Source organism: Streptomyces hyaluromycini (genome assembly GCF_002217755.1).
GTDB lineage: Bacteria > Actinomycetota > Actinomycetes > Streptomycetales > Streptomycetaceae > Streptomyces > Streptomyces hyaluromycini.
The window spans coordinates 313,018-329,188 of the sequence record NZ_BCFL01000021.1; the positions used below are offsets into that span (position 1 = coordinate 313,018).

14 protein-coding genes are annotated in these 16,171 nt (G+C 71.5%); 10 read left to right on the forward strand and 4 right to left on the reverse strand.

The genetic code is table 11. The features are described from left to right. Window positions 1–45: 45 nt before the first annotated feature. Together SSP29_RS25770 and SSP29_RS25775 are read right to left on the reverse strand one after the other, a co-directional pair. The gene (locus SSP29_RS25770; protein ID WP_089103179.1) at window positions 46–1,716 is read right to left on the reverse strand and encodes a multicopper oxidase family protein; all 1,671 of its coding nucleotides are present in this window, start codon (window positions 1,714–1,716) and stop codon (window positions 46–48) included. 178 nt (window positions 1,717–1,894) lie between these two features. Continuing rightward, window positions 1,895–2,566, reverse strand: a complete 672-nt coding sequence (locus SSP29_RS25775) for a lysophospholipid acyltransferase family protein (protein WP_089103180.1) — start codon at window positions 2,564–2,566, stop codon at window positions 1,895–1,897. 320 nt (window positions 2,567–2,886) lie between these two features. Between SSP29_RS25775 and SSP29_RS25780 the strand changes: the two genes are divergently transcribed. The 3 genes from SSP29_RS25780 to SSP29_RS25790 all read left to right on the forward strand — a co-directional run bounded on the left by SSP29_RS25780 (window position 2,887) and on the right by SSP29_RS25790 (window position 5,188). After that, on the forward strand, window positions 2,887–4,065 hold the full coding sequence (locus SSP29_RS25780; RefSeq protein WP_089103181.1) for a glycerophosphodiester phosphodiesterase: 1,179 nt from the start codon (window positions 2,887–2,889) through the stop codon (window positions 4,063–4,065). Window positions 4,066–4,139: 74 nt separating this feature from the next. Continuing rightward, on the forward strand, window positions 4,140–4,646 hold the full coding sequence (locus SSP29_RS25785; protein ID WP_089103373.1) for a sigma-70 family RNA polymerase sigma factor: 507 nt from the start codon (window positions 4,140–4,142) through the stop codon (window positions 4,644–4,646). A gap of 44 nt (window positions 4,647–4,690) precedes the next feature. Beyond that, window positions 4,691–5,188 (forward strand): GNAT family N-acetyltransferase, encoded by a 498-nt coding sequence (locus SSP29_RS25790; RefSeq protein WP_089103182.1) that lies wholly within the window; start codon window positions 4,691–4,693, stop codon window positions 5,186–5,188. Window positions 5,189–5,303: 115 nt separating this feature from the next. On the opposite strand, the gene SSP29_RS25795 is transcribed toward SSP29_RS25790, so the two are convergent. Both SSP29_RS25795 and SSP29_RS25800 read right to left on the reverse strand, forming a co-directional pair. Continuing rightward, window positions 5,304–5,723 carry a hypothetical protein gene (locus SSP29_RS25795; RefSeq protein ID WP_089103183.1) on the reverse strand — a complete coding sequence of 140 codons (420 nt, stop codon included), beginning with the start codon at window positions 5,721–5,723 and terminating at the stop codon, window positions 5,304–5,306. A gap of 1 nt (window position 5,724) precedes the next feature. Continuing rightward, window positions 5,725–6,084 carry a hypothetical protein gene (locus SSP29_RS25800; protein ID WP_089103184.1) on the reverse strand — a complete coding sequence of 120 codons (360 nt, stop codon included), beginning with the start codon at window positions 6,082–6,084 and terminating at the stop codon, window positions 5,725–5,727. A gap of 69 nt (window positions 6,085–6,153) precedes the next feature. On the opposite strand from SSP29_RS25800, the gene SSP29_RS25805 reads away from it, so the two are divergent. The 7 genes from SSP29_RS25805 to cobT all read left to right on the forward strand — a co-directional run bounded on the left by SSP29_RS25805 (window position 6,154) and on the right by cobT (window position 16,153). Further along, a complete protein-coding gene (locus tag SSP29_RS25805; RefSeq protein ID WP_089103185.1) occupies window positions 6,154–6,801 on the forward strand; it encodes an HAD family hydrolase in 648 nt (215 codons plus the stop codon). A 375-nt stretch (window positions 6,802–7,176) separates the two neighbouring features. Beyond that, window positions 7,177–8,211 carry a methionine ABC transporter ATP-binding protein gene (locus SSP29_RS25810; RefSeq protein ID WP_167450004.1) on the forward strand — a complete coding sequence of 345 codons (1,035 nt, stop codon included), beginning with the start codon at window positions 7,177–7,179 and terminating at the stop codon, window positions 8,209–8,211. 20 nt (window positions 8,212–8,231) lie between these two features. After that, window positions 8,232–8,942 (forward strand): methionine ABC transporter permease, encoded by a 711-nt coding sequence (locus tag SSP29_RS25815; protein WP_089103187.1) that lies wholly within the window; start codon window positions 8,232–8,234, stop codon window positions 8,940–8,942. 78 nt (window positions 8,943–9,020) lie between these two features. Further along, window positions 9,021–9,857, forward strand: coding sequence for a MetQ/NlpA family ABC transporter substrate-binding protein (locus SSP29_RS25820; RefSeq protein WP_089103188.1), 837 nt, complete (start codon window positions 9,021–9,023; stop codon window positions 9,855–9,857). A 204-nt stretch (window positions 9,858–10,061) separates the two neighbouring features. After that, window positions 10,062–10,691 (forward strand): GNAT family N-acetyltransferase, encoded by a 630-nt coding sequence (locus SSP29_RS25825; RefSeq protein WP_089103189.1) that lies wholly within the window; start codon window positions 10,062–10,064, stop codon window positions 10,689–10,691. A gap of 114 nt (window positions 10,692–10,805) precedes the next feature. Then, window positions 10,806–12,032, forward strand: a complete 1,227-nt coding sequence (gene cbiE / locus SSP29_RS25830; RefSeq protein ID WP_089103190.1) for a precorrin-6y C5,15-methyltransferase (decarboxylating) subunit CbiE — start codon at window positions 10,806–10,808, stop codon at window positions 12,030–12,032. Window positions 12,033–12,376: 344 nt separating this feature from the next. Then, a complete protein-coding gene (gene cobT / locus SSP29_RS25835) occupies window positions 12,377–16,153 on the forward strand; it encodes a nicotinate-nucleotide--dimethylbenzimidazole phosphoribosyltransferase (protein ID WP_089103191.1) in 3,777 nt (1,258 codons plus the stop codon). The last annotated feature ends 18 nt before the right edge of the window (window positions 16,154–16,171 follow it).

Here is a 16,171-nt window from a genome sequence, read left to right on the forward strand (position 1 = left end):
CCCCCGCGCACCCGCGCCCGGAAAACCACCGAAGCCCCCCGGTCTTCACTTCTTGTAACCCAGCACCGTCATCATCCCGCTCTCCGAGTGGTACTGGTTGTGACAGTGCAGCATCCACAACCCCGGATTGTCGGCGTCGAAGTCGAGCACCAGCTTGCGATGCGGCAGCACGATCGTCGTGTCCTTGCGCGCCCCCTCCGAGCTGATCCCGCCGACCGAGAACGTGTGCCCGTGCAGATGCATCGGATGCCACATGTCGGTCGCGTTGATGAGCGTCAGCCGCACCCGCTCACCGGCCCGCACCGCATGCCGTTCCCGCACGTCGTACGTCTTGTGGTCGAACCCCCAGTCGTACTTCTGCATCGTCCCCGTGATCCTGATCCGCAGGTCGCGGTCGGGAACCCGGTCGTCCATGGCGACGGACTCGGCCGGCAGCAGGCGGCGCGCCGGCACGATCTCGCGGTCCAGCTCGGCAGGACGGGCATCCGGCGCGGGAAGGTTCCTTCCCTTGTCGGTGCGGAGGATCGCGAGCGCCTTGCCCTTCTTGCCCTCGGCGAGTGCGACGAGCGGGAAGACGCCGTCCTTGGCGGTGACGAGGACGTCGTACCGCTCGGCCATCCCGACGAGCAGCGCGTCGGTCCTCTTGTGCTGCACGGGATAGCCGTCGGTGTGGGTGACGGTCATGGCGTGGCCGCCGAGCGCGACCCGGAACGCCGTCTCGGAGCCGGCGTTGATGATGCGGATCCGGACCCGGTCGCCGGGGCGGCAGCGGAAGACCGAGGGGTCGGTGTGCAGGCGCCCGTTGGCCAGGTAGTGCGGGTAGGCGACGTTGCCGCCCTCGCCGTGGAGCATCTGGCTGTGGGAGTCGCGCAGCACCCGGTCGGGGCCCATCGGCGTCTTGGGCTTGCCCTTGGGCATGGGCATGGGCATGGGCATGGACTTGGACGGCGACGCGGACGCGTGCACCGATCCGTGGGGGCTCGGGCTGCCGCGGCCGGGGCCCATGCCCATGCCCATGTCCATCGCCATGGACCCGCCCGGCTTGAGCTGGTCGAGCACCTGCTCGGGGTTGGAACCGCCGATGTCGTCGAGCCAGTCGTCCAGGACGACGATCCATTCCTGGTCGTAGGAGAGCGGCTCCTTCGGGTCGTCGACGACGAACGGCGCGTAGAGGGCCCGGTCGGGCTGCATGCCGACGTGCGAGTGGAGCAGATACGTGCCCGGGTGGGAGGCGACGAACCGGTAGATGAAGTCCGTCCCCGGTGCGATGGGGGACTGGGTCAGGTCCGGAACACCGTCCATGTCGCAGCGCAGCCGCACCCCGTGGGCGTGCAGTGTGGTCTTCTCGGGCAGCTGGTTGGAGAGGGTCAGGCTGAGGACGTCACCTGCGGTGACGCGCACCAGCGGCCCCGGGACCGACTCGTTGTACGCCCAGCTGTGGACCGACCGCCCGCCCAGGTCCAGCATGCTCCTGGCGGCCGTGAACTTGATCATGCGGACGGGGCCGGACCCACGCTTCCGCTCGGCCGCGAGCACCTCTGGGTCCGACGGGTTGACGTACCCCCTGGGCCCCTGCGGGACGAACGCCGCGGTGCCGGCCGTGTGCTGCGGGCCGGAACTGGGTTCGGAGCCTGAGTCGGAACATGCCGCAAGGAGCCCCGCCCCGGCGGCGGCGAACGGAGCACGGAGCAGGGTACGCCGAGAAGGTTTCTGCATGTCTGAATAAGACATGCTGTGTGCTCATATGGCCGGTAAATGCGGATGAATGACCGATGTGTCGGGGCAGATTCCACCGGCAGGCGGACGCCGGACGGATCAGGCAGATGGCAGACAGAAGGGCACGGACCACCGGTCCGTGCCCTTCCGCCGAAAGAGTGTCAGCCGGCCCTCGCCGTCAGGCGGCCTTCGCCTTCGTGGCGTACATGTCCACGTACTCCTGCCCGGACAGCCGCATCACCTCGGCCATCACCGAGTCGGTCACGGCCCGCAGCACGTAGCGGTCCCGGTCCATCCCCTCGTACCGGGAGAACTCCATGGCCTCGCCGAACCGGACGGTGACCTTGCCCGGCCGCGGGATGCCCGCGCCGCCCGGCTGCAGCTTGTCCGTGCCGATCATCGCGAACGGCACCACCGGCGCACCGGTCATCAGCGTCAGCCGCGCGATGCCGGTACGGCCCCGGTAGAGCCGGCCGTCGGGGGAGCGGGTGCCCTCCGGGTAGATCCCGAAGATCCGGCCCTCGTCCAGGACCCGCTTGCCGGTCATCAGCGCGGCGACCCCGCCGCTCGCGCCGTCCCGGTCCACCGGGATCATGCCGACGCCGGTGAAGAACCAGGCCATCAGCCGGCCCTTGAAGCCCTTCCCGGTGACGTACTCGTCCTTGCCGATGAAGAACACCTGCCGCTTGCTCACGAGCGGCAGGATCATCGAGTCGATGAACGTGAGGTGGTTGCCGGCGAGGATCACCGGACCGTCCCCCGGGATGTGCTCCACGCCCTCCACCTGGGGGCGGAACATCAGGCGCATGATCGGTCCGAGCACTGCCTTGATGAGCGCGAAGCGGGACAACGGGTCCTCCGATGTCGAGGGGTGGTATGAGTCTGTGCAGGTGAGGACATTACTCGCGGCTCCGTGGGAAGCGCACATCGAGTGCGGCCGGTTCACCGAGGTCTTACGTACTGTTGACGCTGGTTTACCTGCGGTGACGCCCCGGGGTCGGGCCGTAACGAGCTCGCGACGATGTGACGGAAGTCGCCGACGGACCGTCATGACTCGCCGTCCAGCAGCCATACGGCGTCACCCGGCCGTTGGGTCGGCGGTCTCCCTTCGGTCACATCCGCAGCCCTACCATCAGCCGCCATCAGAGGGTGAAGGTCAGGAGAGCGCTCATGAACACGCACGACTCGGACGGGCGGACACAGGTGAACGGCACGACCGGACGGCGGGCACTGCTCGGCGCCGCGGTGCTCGGCGCGGGCGGCGCGGTTCTCGGACTGCCCGGCGCGGCCAGAGCGGCCGAGGCCAAGCAGTCCGGCCACGGCGGCCTGCACAGCCTGCCGAAGCCGACGATCATCGGCCACCGCGGCTCCAGCGGCTACCGCCCGGAGCACACCTTCGGCTCCTACAACCTGGCCCTCGACCTCGGCGCCGACGTCGTCGAGGCCGGCGACCTCGTCCCCACCAAGGACGGTCACCTGGTCTGCCGCCACGAGCCGGAGATAGGCGGCACCACGAACGTCGCCGACCACCCCGAGTTCGCCGACCGCAAGACCACCAAGACGCTGGACGGCGTGCCCACCACCGGCTGGTTCACCGAGGACTTCACGCTCGCCGAGCTGAAGACGCTGCGTGCGATCGAGCGCATCCCGGCCAACCGCCCGCACAACACGCTCTACAACGGCCGCTGGGAGATCCCCACCTTCGAGGAAGTCCTCAAGTGGCAGGACGAGCAGACCCGCAAGCGCGGCAAGCAGGTCTGGATCTACCCCGAGACCAAGCACCCCACCTACTTCCGCCGCCTCGGCCTCGGCCTTGAGGAGCGCGTCGCCAAGCTGCTGCGCAAGTACGGCAAGGACAAGCGGAACTCGCCGGTCATCCTGCAGTCCTTCGAGCCCAGCAGCATCCAGCGCCTGAACACGCTGCTCGACAACCCGCTGGTGGTGCTGCTCTCCGCGGCGACCACTCAGCCCTACGACTTCGTCGCGACGGGCGACCCGCGCACGGTCGCCGACCTGATCACGCCGAAGGGCCTGCGGGAGATCGCCGGTTACGCGCAGGGCATCGGCCCGACCGTCGACCTGATCATCCCGAAGGACGCCGGCGGCAACTTCACCACGCCGAGCACGCTGGTCGCGGACGCGCACAAGGTGGGCCTGGTCCTGCACCCCTACACCATGCGCAACGAGAACCCCTTCCTGCCGCCGGCCTACCGCAACGGCACCGCCCCGGACGCCTATGGCAACGTCTTCCCCGTCTTCCAGAAGTACTTCGAGACCGGCATCGACGGCGTCTTCACCGACAACGCCGACACCGCCCTGCTGGCCCGCGCCGACTTCGTCAACGGCTGAGCCCCCGCACCCCGTTCGGGGTGACTCCCGGCCGCCCCGGCAACCTGCCCCGGGGCGGCCGCGTCGTTCCGCACATGACGCACGACCTGGTCTCCGCCCTGCGCCCGCTGCTCACCGCGGAGGCCGCCGCAGAGGCACATGCCTCCGGAGGCGACCCCCGCGACCTGGAGCAGACCGTCTGGCTCCGCCTCCTGGAGCGCCTGGAGAGCCACGGTCCGCCCCGGGCCCCCGAGGACTGGCTGCGCCGGGCGGTGCGCGCCGAGTCCCGCCGCACCCGCCGTACCGCCCGCCGGGAACGCCCCTACGCCACCGACCCCGCCGACCCCTTTACCCCCACCCCCGAACAACGCGTCCTCAGCACCGCCCGCCACCGCGCCCTGCGCGAGGCGGTGGCCCGCCTCCCCGGCCGCTGCCCCCGTCTCCTGCAGGCCCTGCTCTCCCCGAAGGACCTGACATACCGGGAGATCGCGGGGGAGTTGGGTATCTCACAGGGCAGTCTCGGCCCGGAACGTTCCAGATGTCTGGGATGTCTGCGCCGATTGTTGACGCCGGAGGTTGCGCCTCACGAAGCGCGGGGATAGGAGTGAGAACGACAGGCGATCAGGTGAGCGGGAGGCGTGCGCACATGGGCATGAGCGTGACCATCTCGGTGGCGACCGAGCAGGATGCAGAGCAGATCTTCAGGCTCCAGTACCTGTGCTTCCAGAGCGAGGCGGCGCTGTACGGCAACTACCGCATCGACCCGCTCGTCCAGAGCCTCGACTCGGTCCGCCAGGAGCTCGCCGGCGACTGTGTCTTCGTCGCCCGCCTGGGCGAGGAGGTCGTCGGCTCGGTCCGCGGCTCGGTCACCGAGGACGGCGCCGCCGCCATCGGCAAGCTCTGCGTCCACCCCCGCCTCCAGGGCCACGGCATCGGCGCGAGGCTGCTCCGCGCGGCGGAAGGGGCCCTGGCCGAGGAACGCGGAGCCAAGAAGTTCCGCCTCTTCACGGGCCACCGCAGCGAGGGCAACCTCCGCCTGTACCGCCGCGTCGGCTACGAAACGGTAGGCACCTCAAAGGGCGCAGACGGCGTCCCGATGATCGTCCTGGAAAAGCCGGCGAGCACATACGCGACAACGGCGTGACTTTTCAGTCCCCTTGGCTGAAGCGCCCCTTTAGGGGCGCGGGGCTGTGTTTGATTTGCGGCTGCCGCCGCGTGGGCGCGACCAGCCACAACGCACCGTCAGTCGCGCACGTTCCTCAAGCCGCCCCCTGCTGGGCGCCCTTCCGCAACCAGTACAACGCGGAAAGCGGCAACAGCACGGGAATGAACACGTACCCCATCCCGTAGTCCGACCACACGGTCGCATCAGGGAACGCGGAAGAGTCGACGACCGTCCACGTACCCACGATCAACACCCCCGCAAGCTCGGCGGCGCAGCACACCTGCGCCACCCTGCGGGCCGTCTCGCCGCCCCGCACCAGCGTGTACGTGATGAACGCGTACACCACCCCAGCGACCGCCGACAGCGAGTACGCGAGCGGCGCCCGGTCGAACTCGGTGGCGATCTGGTACGCGGACCGCGACACCGCCCCGACGACCATCACGCCGTAGAACCACACCAGCAGCGTCCCCGGCCCACTGGTCAGCCGCTTCGGCCTCTCGTCCACGGCCGTCATCTCACCCTCCCCAGATGTCATAGAGCCGCACCTCCAGCACGGCCAGCACCACACCGCCCGCGGCGACCGTCACGGAACCCCACCGCGTCCGCTCGGCGAGCGACATGAACCCCGCGGCCGGGACGCACGCGAACGCGCCCACCAGATAGGCGACGAAGATCGTCGTCCCCTGGTCCGGCTTCTCGCCCCGCGCCAGCAGCACGATCCCGGCGACCAGCTGGATCACCGCCAGCACCGTCACCACGGCCATCCCGATGAAGTGCCAGTCCTTCGTCGGCTGGTCCCGGTACGCCGCCCAGCCGCACCACGCGGCGAGCAGCAGCGCGGCGACTCCGGTCACCGTCAGCAGGGCATTGAGCATGCGGTGACCTTATTACGGCCGAAACGGCCCGATGCCGTCGCCCCTGCCGTACACCGTAGGGTCTAGACCATGACGATCCACGCACAAGCCCTCCTGTTCGACAACGACGGCACCCTGGTCTCCTCCCTCGACTCGGTCGAGCGCTGCTGGACCCGCTGGGCGGCGGAGTACGGCGTCACCGAGGAGTTCGCCCGAGTCGAACTGCACGGACGGCCCGCCGCGGACATCGTCGCCGACCTGCTCCCGCCGGCCCTCGTGGCGGAAGCCGTCGCCCGGGTCGAACAGCTGGAGGTGGAGGACGTCCCCAACGACGGCGTCCACCTGCTCCCCGGCACCGCCGCGTTCCTCGACTCCCTGCCCGCCGACCGCTGGGCCGTCGTCACCTCCGCAACCCGCCGCCTGGCCGAGGCCCGCCTGGAAGCGGTCGGGATCCGGCCGAAGACGCTGGTCTGCGCCGACGACATCACCCGCGGCAAGCCCGACCCCGAGCCCTACCTCCTCGCCGCCCGCCGACTCGGCGTCGACCCGGCGCACTGCGTGGTCTTCGAGGACGCCCCCGCCGGGCTCCAGGCGGGCCGCGCGGCCGGTATGACCACCGTGGCGTTGGCCACAACCCACCAGGCGCACGAGCTCGACGCGGACCTCGTGGTGAAGGACCTCTCGGCCTTGTCCGCACTGGTCACGGACCACGGCGTCGAGATATCGCCCCGCGGCTGAGAGGTGTCCGCCGCTGTCCACCATGCGGACAGCGGCGGCCTGTCAGGACCGTAGGTCTGGTTTACTGATCGCATGACCACGACGAGCGACCGCACCCCTGCGACCGAGGCGACCATGACGCCCGGTGCTCGTTGTATGTGTCGAATGTGCGCCTTCTAGAGGGCCCCCGCACCACCCCAGAGCTCGCGCCCCGAAGCGAGACCGGTGGCATGTCCGTACGGCGCCACGACGCCCGTACGTGACGCAAGCCGCCCCCCGCGCACATGTTCTCCCCGGTTCAGCGCCCCTGCGAGAACCGTGCCGCGTCCCTGAACGAACGCACCCGTGCGCCCGGGCACACCCACGCCCGCGCACTCGACAGTGACGGAAACCCACGTGATCACCACCACGGGCCTGACCAAGGTCTACCGCTCGCGCGGCCGAGAGGTCACCGCCCTCGACGGCGTCGACCTGCACGTCCGCGAAGGCGAGGTGTACGGCGTCATCGGCCAGTCCGGCGCCGGCAAGTCCTCGCTGATCCGCTGCGTCAACCTGCTGGAGCGCCCCACCGCCGGCACCGTGACGGTCGACGGCCGGGACCTCACCGCCCTCGCCGGGCGCGGTCCCCGGGCCGGCCGGGAGCTGCGGCAGGCGCGCAGCCGTATCGGCATGGTCTTCCAGCACTTCAACCTGCTGTCTTCCCGGACCGTCCAGGACAACGTCGAGCTGCCGCTCGAAATCCTCGGCACGTCGGGGAAGGAACGTTCCCGCAAGGCACTTGAGCTGCTCGACCTCGTCGGGCTCACCGGCAAGGCGAAGGCCTACCCGGCCCAGCTCTCCGGCGGCCAGAAGCAGCGCGTCGGCATCGCCCGCGCCCTCGCCGGCGACCCCAAGGTGCTGCTCTCCGACGAGGCGACCAGCGCCCTCGACCCGGAGACCACCCGCTCCATCCTCCAGCTGCTGCGCGACCTGAACCGGCAGCTGGGCCTGACCGTCCTGCTCATCACGCACGAGATGGACGTCGTGAAGACGATCTGCGACTCGGCCGCGCTGATGGAGAACGGGCGGATCGTCGAACACGGCACCGTCAGCGAGCTGCTTGCCACCCCGGGCTCCGAACTGGCCGCCGCGCTCTTCCCGGTGGGCGGCGAGGCCTCCGGCGACGACCGCACCGTCCTTGACGTCACCTTCCACGGCGAGGCCGCCACCCAGCCGGTCATCTCCCAGCTCTCCCGCACCTACAACATCGACATATCGATCCTCGGCGCCGCCATCGACACCGTCGGCGGCCTCCAGATCGGCCGGATGCGCATCGAACTGCCCGGCCGCTACGAGGACAACGTGGTGCCCATCGGCTTCCTGCGCGAGCAGGGCCTGCAGATCGACGTGCTGGGCCGGGAGGCCCTGCTGGTGAAGGACGGTGCCCAGTGACCTGGACTGATTGGTCTGCGATGCAGCCGCTGCTGTCCCAGGCGTGTTGGGACACCCTCTACATGGTGGGCTGGTCGACGCTGATCGCCGTCGTCGGCGGACTTCCGCTCGGCATCCTGCTCGTGCTCACCGACCGGGGCGGCCTGCTCCAGAACGTGCTGGCCAACAAGGTCATCGGGCAGATCGTGAACGTCGCCCGCTCGATGCCGTTCATCATCCTGATGGTCGCGCTGATGAACTTCACCCGCTGGATCACCGGGACGACCATCGGCCGCGAGGCCGCCATCGTGCCGCTCGCGATCGGCGCCATCCCCTTCTTCGCGCGCCTCGTCGAGACGGCTGTCCGCGAAGTGGACGGCGGGCTCGTGGAGGCCGTGCAGTCGATGGGCGGCAACACCTGGACCGTCGTACGGAAAGTCCTCGTACCCGAGTCGCTGCCCTCGCTCATCTCCTCCACCACGACCACGATCGTCGCGCTCATCGGCTACTCCGCCATGGCCGGCACGGTCGGCGCCGGCGGGCTCGGTGACATCGCCATCCGCTACGGCTACCAGCGCTTCGAGACCGAGTTGATGTGGATCACGGTCGCGATCCTCGCCGTCGTCATCTCGGTCATCCAGTTCGCCGGCGACTACGCCGCCCGCTCCCTGCACCGCCGCGGCGGGCGGTCCGGTCCGGCGCCGAAGCTGCGCCTGCTGAAGGCCTCCACGGCCACCGGCGAAACCGTCTGACCGAGTCTCGGCACCCCCTCGGATTTCCCCGCACCACCCACCGCGGGGTAGCTCCACCCTTAAGGAAAGGCACTTTTCGTGCGTAACACCGTAAAGCTCACCGCCGCCGTCCTCGCCGCCGGAGCCCTCACCTTCGGGCTCACCGCCTGCGGCTCGGACAAGGACTCCGCCTCCGGCTCCTCCGACTACAGCGGACCGCTGGTCGTCGCCGCGAGCCCGACCCCGCACGCCGAGATCCTCGACTACATCAAGGACAACCTGGCGAAGAAGGCCGGACTCGACCTGGAGGTCAAGGAGTTCACCGACTACATCACGCCGAACACGGCGACCGAGGACGGCTCGGTGGACGCCAACTACTTCCAGAACAAGCCGTACCTCGACGACTTCAACAAGAAGCGCGGCACCCACATCGTGCCCGTCGTCACGGTCCACCTGGAACCGCTCGGCCTCTACTCCCACAAGGTCAAGAGCGTCGACGCGCTGAAGAGCGGTGCGACCGTCGCCGTCCCCAACGACGCCGTGAACGAGGCCCGCGCCCTCAAGCTGCTCGCCGCCAACGGGCTCATCACCCTCAAGGCCGGCGCCGGCAGCGAGGCGACCCCGCAGGACATCGCGAAGAACCCCAAGAACCTCCAGTTCAAGGAGGTCGAGGCAGCCCAGACCGCGCGTTCCCTGGACGACGTGGACGCCGCGGTGATCAACGGCAACTACGCCATCTCGGCCGGCATCAAGCCCGCCAAGGACGCCCTCGTCCTGGAGTCCGCGAAGAACAGCCCGTACGGCAACTTCCTCGCGGTGAAGAAGGGCAACGAGAAGGACCCGCGGGTGAAGAAGCTCGCCAAGCTCCTCACCTCGCCCGAGGTGAAGAAGTTCATCGAGGACAAGTACCAGGGCTCGGTCATCCCCTCCTTCTGACCGTCCTTCCGACTTTCCTTCCGGCCGTCCTTCCGGCCTGTCCTTCCGGCGGCACGTATACGGCGTATCGCCACGCACGGGGTCCACTCGGTCACCACGGGTGGACCCCGTCGTGCGGTTCAGTGGTTTCATGCTGCATGCTGGGCAGTTCGCGGGCCCGGCAGGTTTGGGCCTGAAGGGTTTCCGAAGGTTACGGAGCGGCGCATGACTAGCACCTTCCCCAACATCTCCATCAGCACGGAGCGGTTGGTGCTGCGTGCCCTCGACGAGGACGACGTGCCCGCACTGGCCGAGATGATGAACGACGAGCAGGTGGGGGCCTGGATCGGCGTCCCACAGCCGTACGGCGAGGACAGCGCCCGGCGTTGGATCACCGAGTACGCGCCGGCCGAGCGGCTCGCCGGCCGGGGCCTCGACCTCGCCGTCACCGAGTTCCTCACCCAGCGTCTGGTCGGTGTCATCCGGCTCGCCAAGGCCAACTGGCGCATCCGGTCCGCCGAGTTGTCGTACATCATCGCCCCCTGGGCGCGCGGCGAGGGCTATGCCTCCGAGGCCGCGCTCGCCACCGCCCAGTGGCTCTTCGGCGACCAGAAGTTCGAGCGCATCGAGCTGCGCACCGCCGCCGACAACACCGCCGCCCAGCAGGTGGCCCAGAAGATCGGCTGCATCAGCGAGGGCGTGCTGCGCAACGCCTGCATAGTCCACGTCCGCACCGAGGACGGCACCTGGGCGGACGTGCGCAGCGACTACATCGTGTGGAGCCTCCTCCCGGAGGATCTGGAGGGCGCGGGCGAGGAACTCGCCGGCAGCGACGGCTTCACCTCCTGGAACTGACGGCGACGGGACTCGCCCCGGCACCCGCCGGACAGCTCCACCAGGTACTCTCACGGAGCCCGCCCCCTGGGCCCGGACCCTGACGACCTGCGAAAACACTGGAGACTGACGACGATGGCCGACCGGGTCACGGTGATCGGCTGGGACGGCTCGCCCCTGACCGCCGCGGCACGCGGCGCGCTCGGCGCCGCCACGCTCGTCGCGGGCGCCGCCCACCATCTGGCCCTGCCCGAGGTGCCGCCCGGCGCCGAACGCATCCGCCTCGGCAGCGTCGCCCTCGCCGCCCGCCGCATCACCGGCCACCGCGGCACCGCCGTGGTGCTCGCCGACGGCGACCCCGGCTTCTTCGGCGTCGTACGGACCCTGCGCGCACCCGAGTTCGGCCTGGAGGTCGAGGTCGTCCCCGCCGTCTCCTCGGTGGCCGCCGCCTTCGCCCGCGCCGGCATGCCCTGGGACGACGCGCAGGTGGTCGTGGCACACCGGCGCACCCTGCGACGCGCGGTGAATGTGTGCCGCGCCCACACCAAGGTGGCCGTCCTCACCTCTCCGGGCGCCGGACCGGCCGAACTCGGCCTGCTCATGGAGGGCGTGCACCGCACCTTCGTCATCTGCGAGGAGCTCGGCACCGAACGCGAGCAGGTCTCCGTCGTCACCTCCGACAAGGCGGCCGACCACACCTGGCGCGACCCCAACGTCGTCATCGTCATCGGCGGACCGGCCGGACCGGTGGCGGCGGGGGAGGGCGGCGGCTGGATCGCCGGCCGGGACCCGGCGGCCGGCCCGCGCGGCTGGGTGCAGCCCGACGCGGAGTACGGCGAGGGAGCCGCGCTCGGCGAAGGGGAGACGGAACTGCTGCGGGCCGCCCAACTCGCCCGGCTGGGGCCCCGGGTGGGCGACCTCGTCTGGGACATCGGCTGCGGCAGCGGCGCGTTCGCGACCGAGGCCGCGCGAGCCGGCGCCGCCGTCATCGCCGTCGACCGCGCTCTCGCGGCCTGCGTCCGCAGTGAGGCGGCCGCCCGCAGGTTCGGCGTCCAGCTCCAGATCGTGCACGGCAGCGCCCCGCACGTGCTGGAGAACCTGCCCGAGCCCGACGTCGTCCGGGTCGGGGGCGGGGGAGCGGCGGTGGTCTCCGCGGTCGCCGACCGCCGGCCGCAGCGCATCGTCACGCACGCCGCCACCCGGGACGCCGCCGAACTCGTCGGCCGCGACCTGACCGAGCACGGATACCAGGTCGAGTGCGCCCTGCTGCAGTCCGTCGAACTCGACACCAGGGCCTGGACGGAGACCGAGCGGAACGTCGCGTTCCTGCTCAGCGGCGTCCTTGCTGAGCGCGCCCCGTGATCCTGTTGTCATACTGCGCGCGGTAGGCTGGCCGATCGCTGCACCGCACCGGTGGCCCGGAAATTCGTTCGCCAATGTCCGGAAAACGCGCCCCTTTTGGGGCGGGTGTGGTACGGCAGAACCGGGGACGCGCAACGTGGCGCAGTCCACAGCGGGCTGTCGCGGATCACGCTGTCGCGACGGTCGAACGGCCGGGACAATGCCACTGAATGGCTTTGTCGCCTTTTCCGGCGGGTCGTTCGTGCCGCTGGGCACGCACGCTCGTTCTTCACTGCGGGACGGTCGGTGCGCCGCCCCGGGTGAGCTGGTCGTAGAAGGCACTAACCGATGGGCGAGGGGTACGCATGACGGACACCGGCCAGGTCCCGGGCGAGGGACTGCCGGAGAGCGCAGGCATGGTGGAACAGCCGGGCGTTCCCGCGCACGGCGCGTACACCTACCTCTCCGAGTCGCCTGCCGAGGACGAAGACCTGCTGCTCCCCGGCGCCCAGGGGGCCTGGGGCAACGAAGTGCCGCCGCCGGCCCCGGAGCCGGTCGTCGAGGCCGTCCACGAGCCCGGCCCGCACGAGACGGGCGGCCGGGACAGCGGCTCGGTCGACCTCACCGCCGTCCGGCTGCCCAGCTCGGTACCGGCGTCCCCGATCCTCTCCGTGCCGCACGACCCGGCGGCCGCCCCGGCCCCGCGCCGCCCGCTGCACCTCGGCCCGCCGATCCCCGACGCCTCCACCAGCCCGGTCCGCTCCCTCGCGGACCGCGGCCCGGCCGGCGCACCGGTACGGCAGCCGGGCCTGCCGGCGGCCGGTCCCGAGTACCTCGACGTCCAGCCGCCGCGCGAGGCCGTACCGCAGTCCGCCGCGCCCTGGGGTGCGCCGCAGAGTGTCGCGCAGACGGCACCACAGGCCGCTCCGGTGGCCCAGGTGGCCGCACAGGGCCCGGCTGCCGAAACGGTTGCTCCGGCTTCGGAGACGGTGGCTGTCGCGGCTCCCGCCGTCCCTGCCGCTCCCGCTGCGCCGGAGCCGCAACTCGCGGTCGCCCACGAGCTCCGTGCTCCCGACCCGTCCGGCGCCGCCCAGGCGGCCGTCGCCCGGCTCGCCACGGCGGCCGTGGCCACGGGCGTCGCGGCCGAGCCGCAGGCACCGGCGGCCGGCGTCGGCGTGCAGCCCGAGAACGCGTACGGACCGCAGGGCGCGGCCCAGCCGGTGGACGGAGGCGTTCCGGTGCCGACGGCCGAACCGGGGGGCGACCTGGGCTCCGAGTCGGTGGCGCCGCAGGTCGCGCCGACGCCGGATGCCGCTCAGGTACCGCAGGCTCCGCAGTTCCCGGAGGCTCCGCAGGCCCCCCAGGGGCCGGATGCGGTGCCGGTGCAGGCGGCTCCGGCGGCCGTGGTGGTTCCGGAGGCGGTACAGGCTCCCGGCGCCGACACGACACCCGGCGGACCTGCCGGACCCGAGGCCGCGTTTGTGCCGGAGGAGACCGGTCAGCAGCTCGCGGAGCCGGTGGCGGTCACGGAGACGGCTGCCGAGGCCGTGCTGACCGAGCCGGGGCAGCCCGCACAGCCGGCCGCACCGGAGCAGCGGTTCGCGGCACCGGCCGGGGCCGAGCAGGTCACGGAGACCGTGACCCCCGAGCCCGGTCCCGCGCCGCAGGACGTCGCGCCGGAAGCCGTCGGGCTGGAAGCCGTTGCGCCGGAAGCCGTCGCGCCCGAGTCCGTCCCGGCCCCGGAGGTCGTCGTGGCCGAGCTCGCCCAGCCGGTGCCTCCCGCGCCCGCCGCGCCGCTCGTGCCGGTGCAGCCCGAGGAGGCCGCCGCCGAGGAACTCGCCCCGGCAGCCCCGGCACCCGTCGCCGCCGAGGCCCCGCAGCACCCCCAGTCGCCGGAGCCCCTCGCCCCGGCCGTCCCGGAGGCCGAGCAGGTCGCCCCGCACGCCCCGGCCGAGGTCCCCGCCCCGATCGCCGTACCGTCGGCCGAGACCCCCGAGGCGCAGCCCGTCCAGCCGGTCGAAGCCCACCTCGCCGGCCCGCAGACCCAGGGTCCCGCGCCCGCCCCCGAGGAGACCCCGGCGGCCCCGGACCCGGAGCCCCTGGCCGCCGCCGTCCCGGCGGAACCGGCACCGGAGCAGCCCCTGGGCGAGTTCGTCGCCGTCGACGGCCAGGTGCCCACCACCCCGCACCTCGCCCCCACCCCGCCCCACCCGCTGGTCCTCCCCGCGCAGGACCAGGGCGGCGAGTCGCTGCCCGGGCAGGCCGCGACGGTCCCCGGGCCCCGCGAGGCCGAACCCGCTCCGCTGCCGGAGCACCCCGATGTCGTACAGCAAGCGGAGGACCTGGACACCAGGGCCGCCGACCAGGAAGAGAGCACGGCCCCCGTGGCAGAAGCACGTCAGTCCACCGGCCCGGCCGCGCCCGCCTACGACGACGCCGAGCGCGAGGCAGTCCTCAAGGTCATGCGCGAACGCCGTGACATCCGCAACGGCTTCCGCAGCGACCCCATCCCGCACGAGGTGCTGCTGCGCGTCCTGGAGGCCGCCCACACCGCGCCCTCCGTCGGTCACTCCCAGCCCTGGGACTTCGTCGTCATCCGCTCGGCCGACACCCGCCGTTCGATGCACGAACTGGCCATGCGCCAGCGCGACGCCTACGCCAAGTCCCTCCCCAAGGGCCGCGCGAAGCAGTTCAAGGAACTGAAGATCGAGGCCATCCTCGACACCCCGGTGAACATCGTGGTCACCGCCGACCCGACGCGCGGCGGCCGCCACACCCTCGGCCGGCACACCCAGCCGCAGATGGCGCCCTACTCCGCCGCCCTCGCCGTCGAGAACCTCTGGCTCGCCGCCCGCGCCGAGGGCCTCGGCGTCGGCTGGGTCAGCTTCTTCGACGAGCGCGAGATGGTCCGCGCCCTCGGCCTGCCCGAGCACCTGGAGGTCATCGCCTACCTGTGCGTCGGATACGTCGACGAGTTCCCGGACGAGCCCGAGCTGATGCAGGCCGGCTGGTCCAAGCGCCGTCCGCTGTCCTGGGTGGTGCACGAGGAGACGTACGGCCGTCGCGCGCTGCCCGGCGAGGACCCGCACGACCTGCTCGCCGAGACCGTCGCCAGCGTCCGCCCGCTGGACGCGAAGGCGCTCGGCGAGGCCTGGGAACGGCAGAAGCGGATGACCAAGCCGGCCGGTGCGCTCGGCATGCTGGAGATCATCTCCGCCCAGCTGTCCGGCCTGTCCCGGCAGTGCCCGCCGCCGATCCCGGAGCCCGCGGCGGTCGCGATCTTCGCCGGCGACCACGGGGTGCACGCCCAGGGCGTCACGCCGTGGCCGCAGGAGGTCACCGCCCAGATGGTGGCCAACTTCCTCGGCGGGGGAGCGGTCTGCAACGCGTTCGCGAGCCAGGTGGGCGCCGAGGTGTGCGTGGTGGACGTCGGCGTCGCGTCCGAGCTGCCCGCCACGCCGGGTCTGCTCCCGCGCAAGGTCAGGGCGGGCACGTCCGACATGACGACGGGCGCCGCGATGACCCGCGAGGAGGCCAAGCAGGCCATCGAGGTGGGCATCGAGACGGCCAGGGACCTGGTGGCCGCGGGCAACAAGGCGCTCCTCACCGGCGAGATGGGCATCGCGAACACGACCGCCTCCGCCGCGCTCATCTCCGTCTTCACCGGAGCCGACCCCGCCGAGGTCACCGGCCGCGGCACCGGCATCAACGACGAGACCCTCGCCCGCAAGACCGAGGTGGTCCGCCGCGCGCTGGAACTCCACCAGCCGGACCCGGCCGACCCGATCGGCGTCCTGGCCGCGGTCGGCGGCTTCGAACACGCGGCGATGGTGGGCCTGTTGCTGGGCGGCGCGTCCCTGCGCACGCCGGTGATCCTGGACGGCGTCAGCGCCGGCGCCGCCGCCCTGGTGGCCCGCGCGATCGCCCCCGAGGTCCTCGCCGCGTGCATCGCGGGCCACCGCAGCGCGGAACCGGGCCACGTGGCAGCCCTGAACAAGCTGGGCCTGCGCCCCCTGGTCGACCTGGACCTGCGCCTGGGCGAGGGCACGGGTGCGTTGCTGGCCCTCCCGCTGGTCCAGAGCACGGCAAGGGCGATGCACGAGGTGGCCACGTTCGACTCGGCGGGCGTGACGGAGAAGTAGAAGCAGGGGACCTTGGTC

Bases quoted from the DNA above. Each gene is read 5' to 3' on its own strand.
- cobT (WP_089103191.1), top strand. From the start codon at position 12,377: ATGACGGACACCGGCCAGGTCCCGGGCGAGGGACTGCCGGAGAGCGCA.
- SSP29_RS25770 (WP_089103179.1), bottom strand. From the start codon at position 1,716: ATGCAGAAACCTTCTCGGCGTACCCTGCTCCGTGCTCCGTTCGCCGCC.
- SSP29_RS25805 (WP_089103185.1), top strand. From the start codon at position 6,154: ATGACGATCCACGCACAAGCCCTCCTGTTCGACAACGACGGCACCCTG.
- SSP29_RS25790 (WP_089103182.1), top strand. From the start codon at position 4,691: ATGGGCATGAGCGTGACCATCTCGGTGGCGACCGAGCAGGATGCAGAG.
- cbiE (WP_089103190.1), top strand. From the start codon at position 10,806: ATGGCCGACCGGGTCACGGTGATCGGCTGGGACGGCTCGCCCCTGACC.
- SSP29_RS25825 (WP_089103189.1), top strand. From the start codon at position 10,062: ATGACTAGCACCTTCCCCAACATCTCCATCAGCACGGAGCGGTTGGTG.
- SSP29_RS25800 (WP_089103184.1), bottom strand. From the start codon at position 6,084: ATGCTCAATGCCCTGCTGACGGTGACCGGAGTCGCCGCGCTGCTGCTC.
- SSP29_RS25815 (WP_089103187.1), top strand. From the start codon at position 8,232: ATGCAGCCGCTGCTGTCCCAGGCGTGTTGGGACACCCTCTACATGGTG.
- SSP29_RS25780 (WP_089103181.1), top strand. From the start codon at position 2,887: ATGAACACGCACGACTCGGACGGGCGGACACAGGTGAACGGCACGACC.
- SSP29_RS25795 (WP_089103183.1), bottom strand. From the start codon at position 5,723: ATGACGGCCGTGGACGAGAGGCCGAAGCGGCTGACCAGTGGGCCGGGG.
- SSP29_RS25785 (WP_089103373.1), top strand. From the start codon at position 4,140: ATGACGCACGACCTGGTCTCCGCCCTGCGCCCGCTGCTCACCGCGGAG.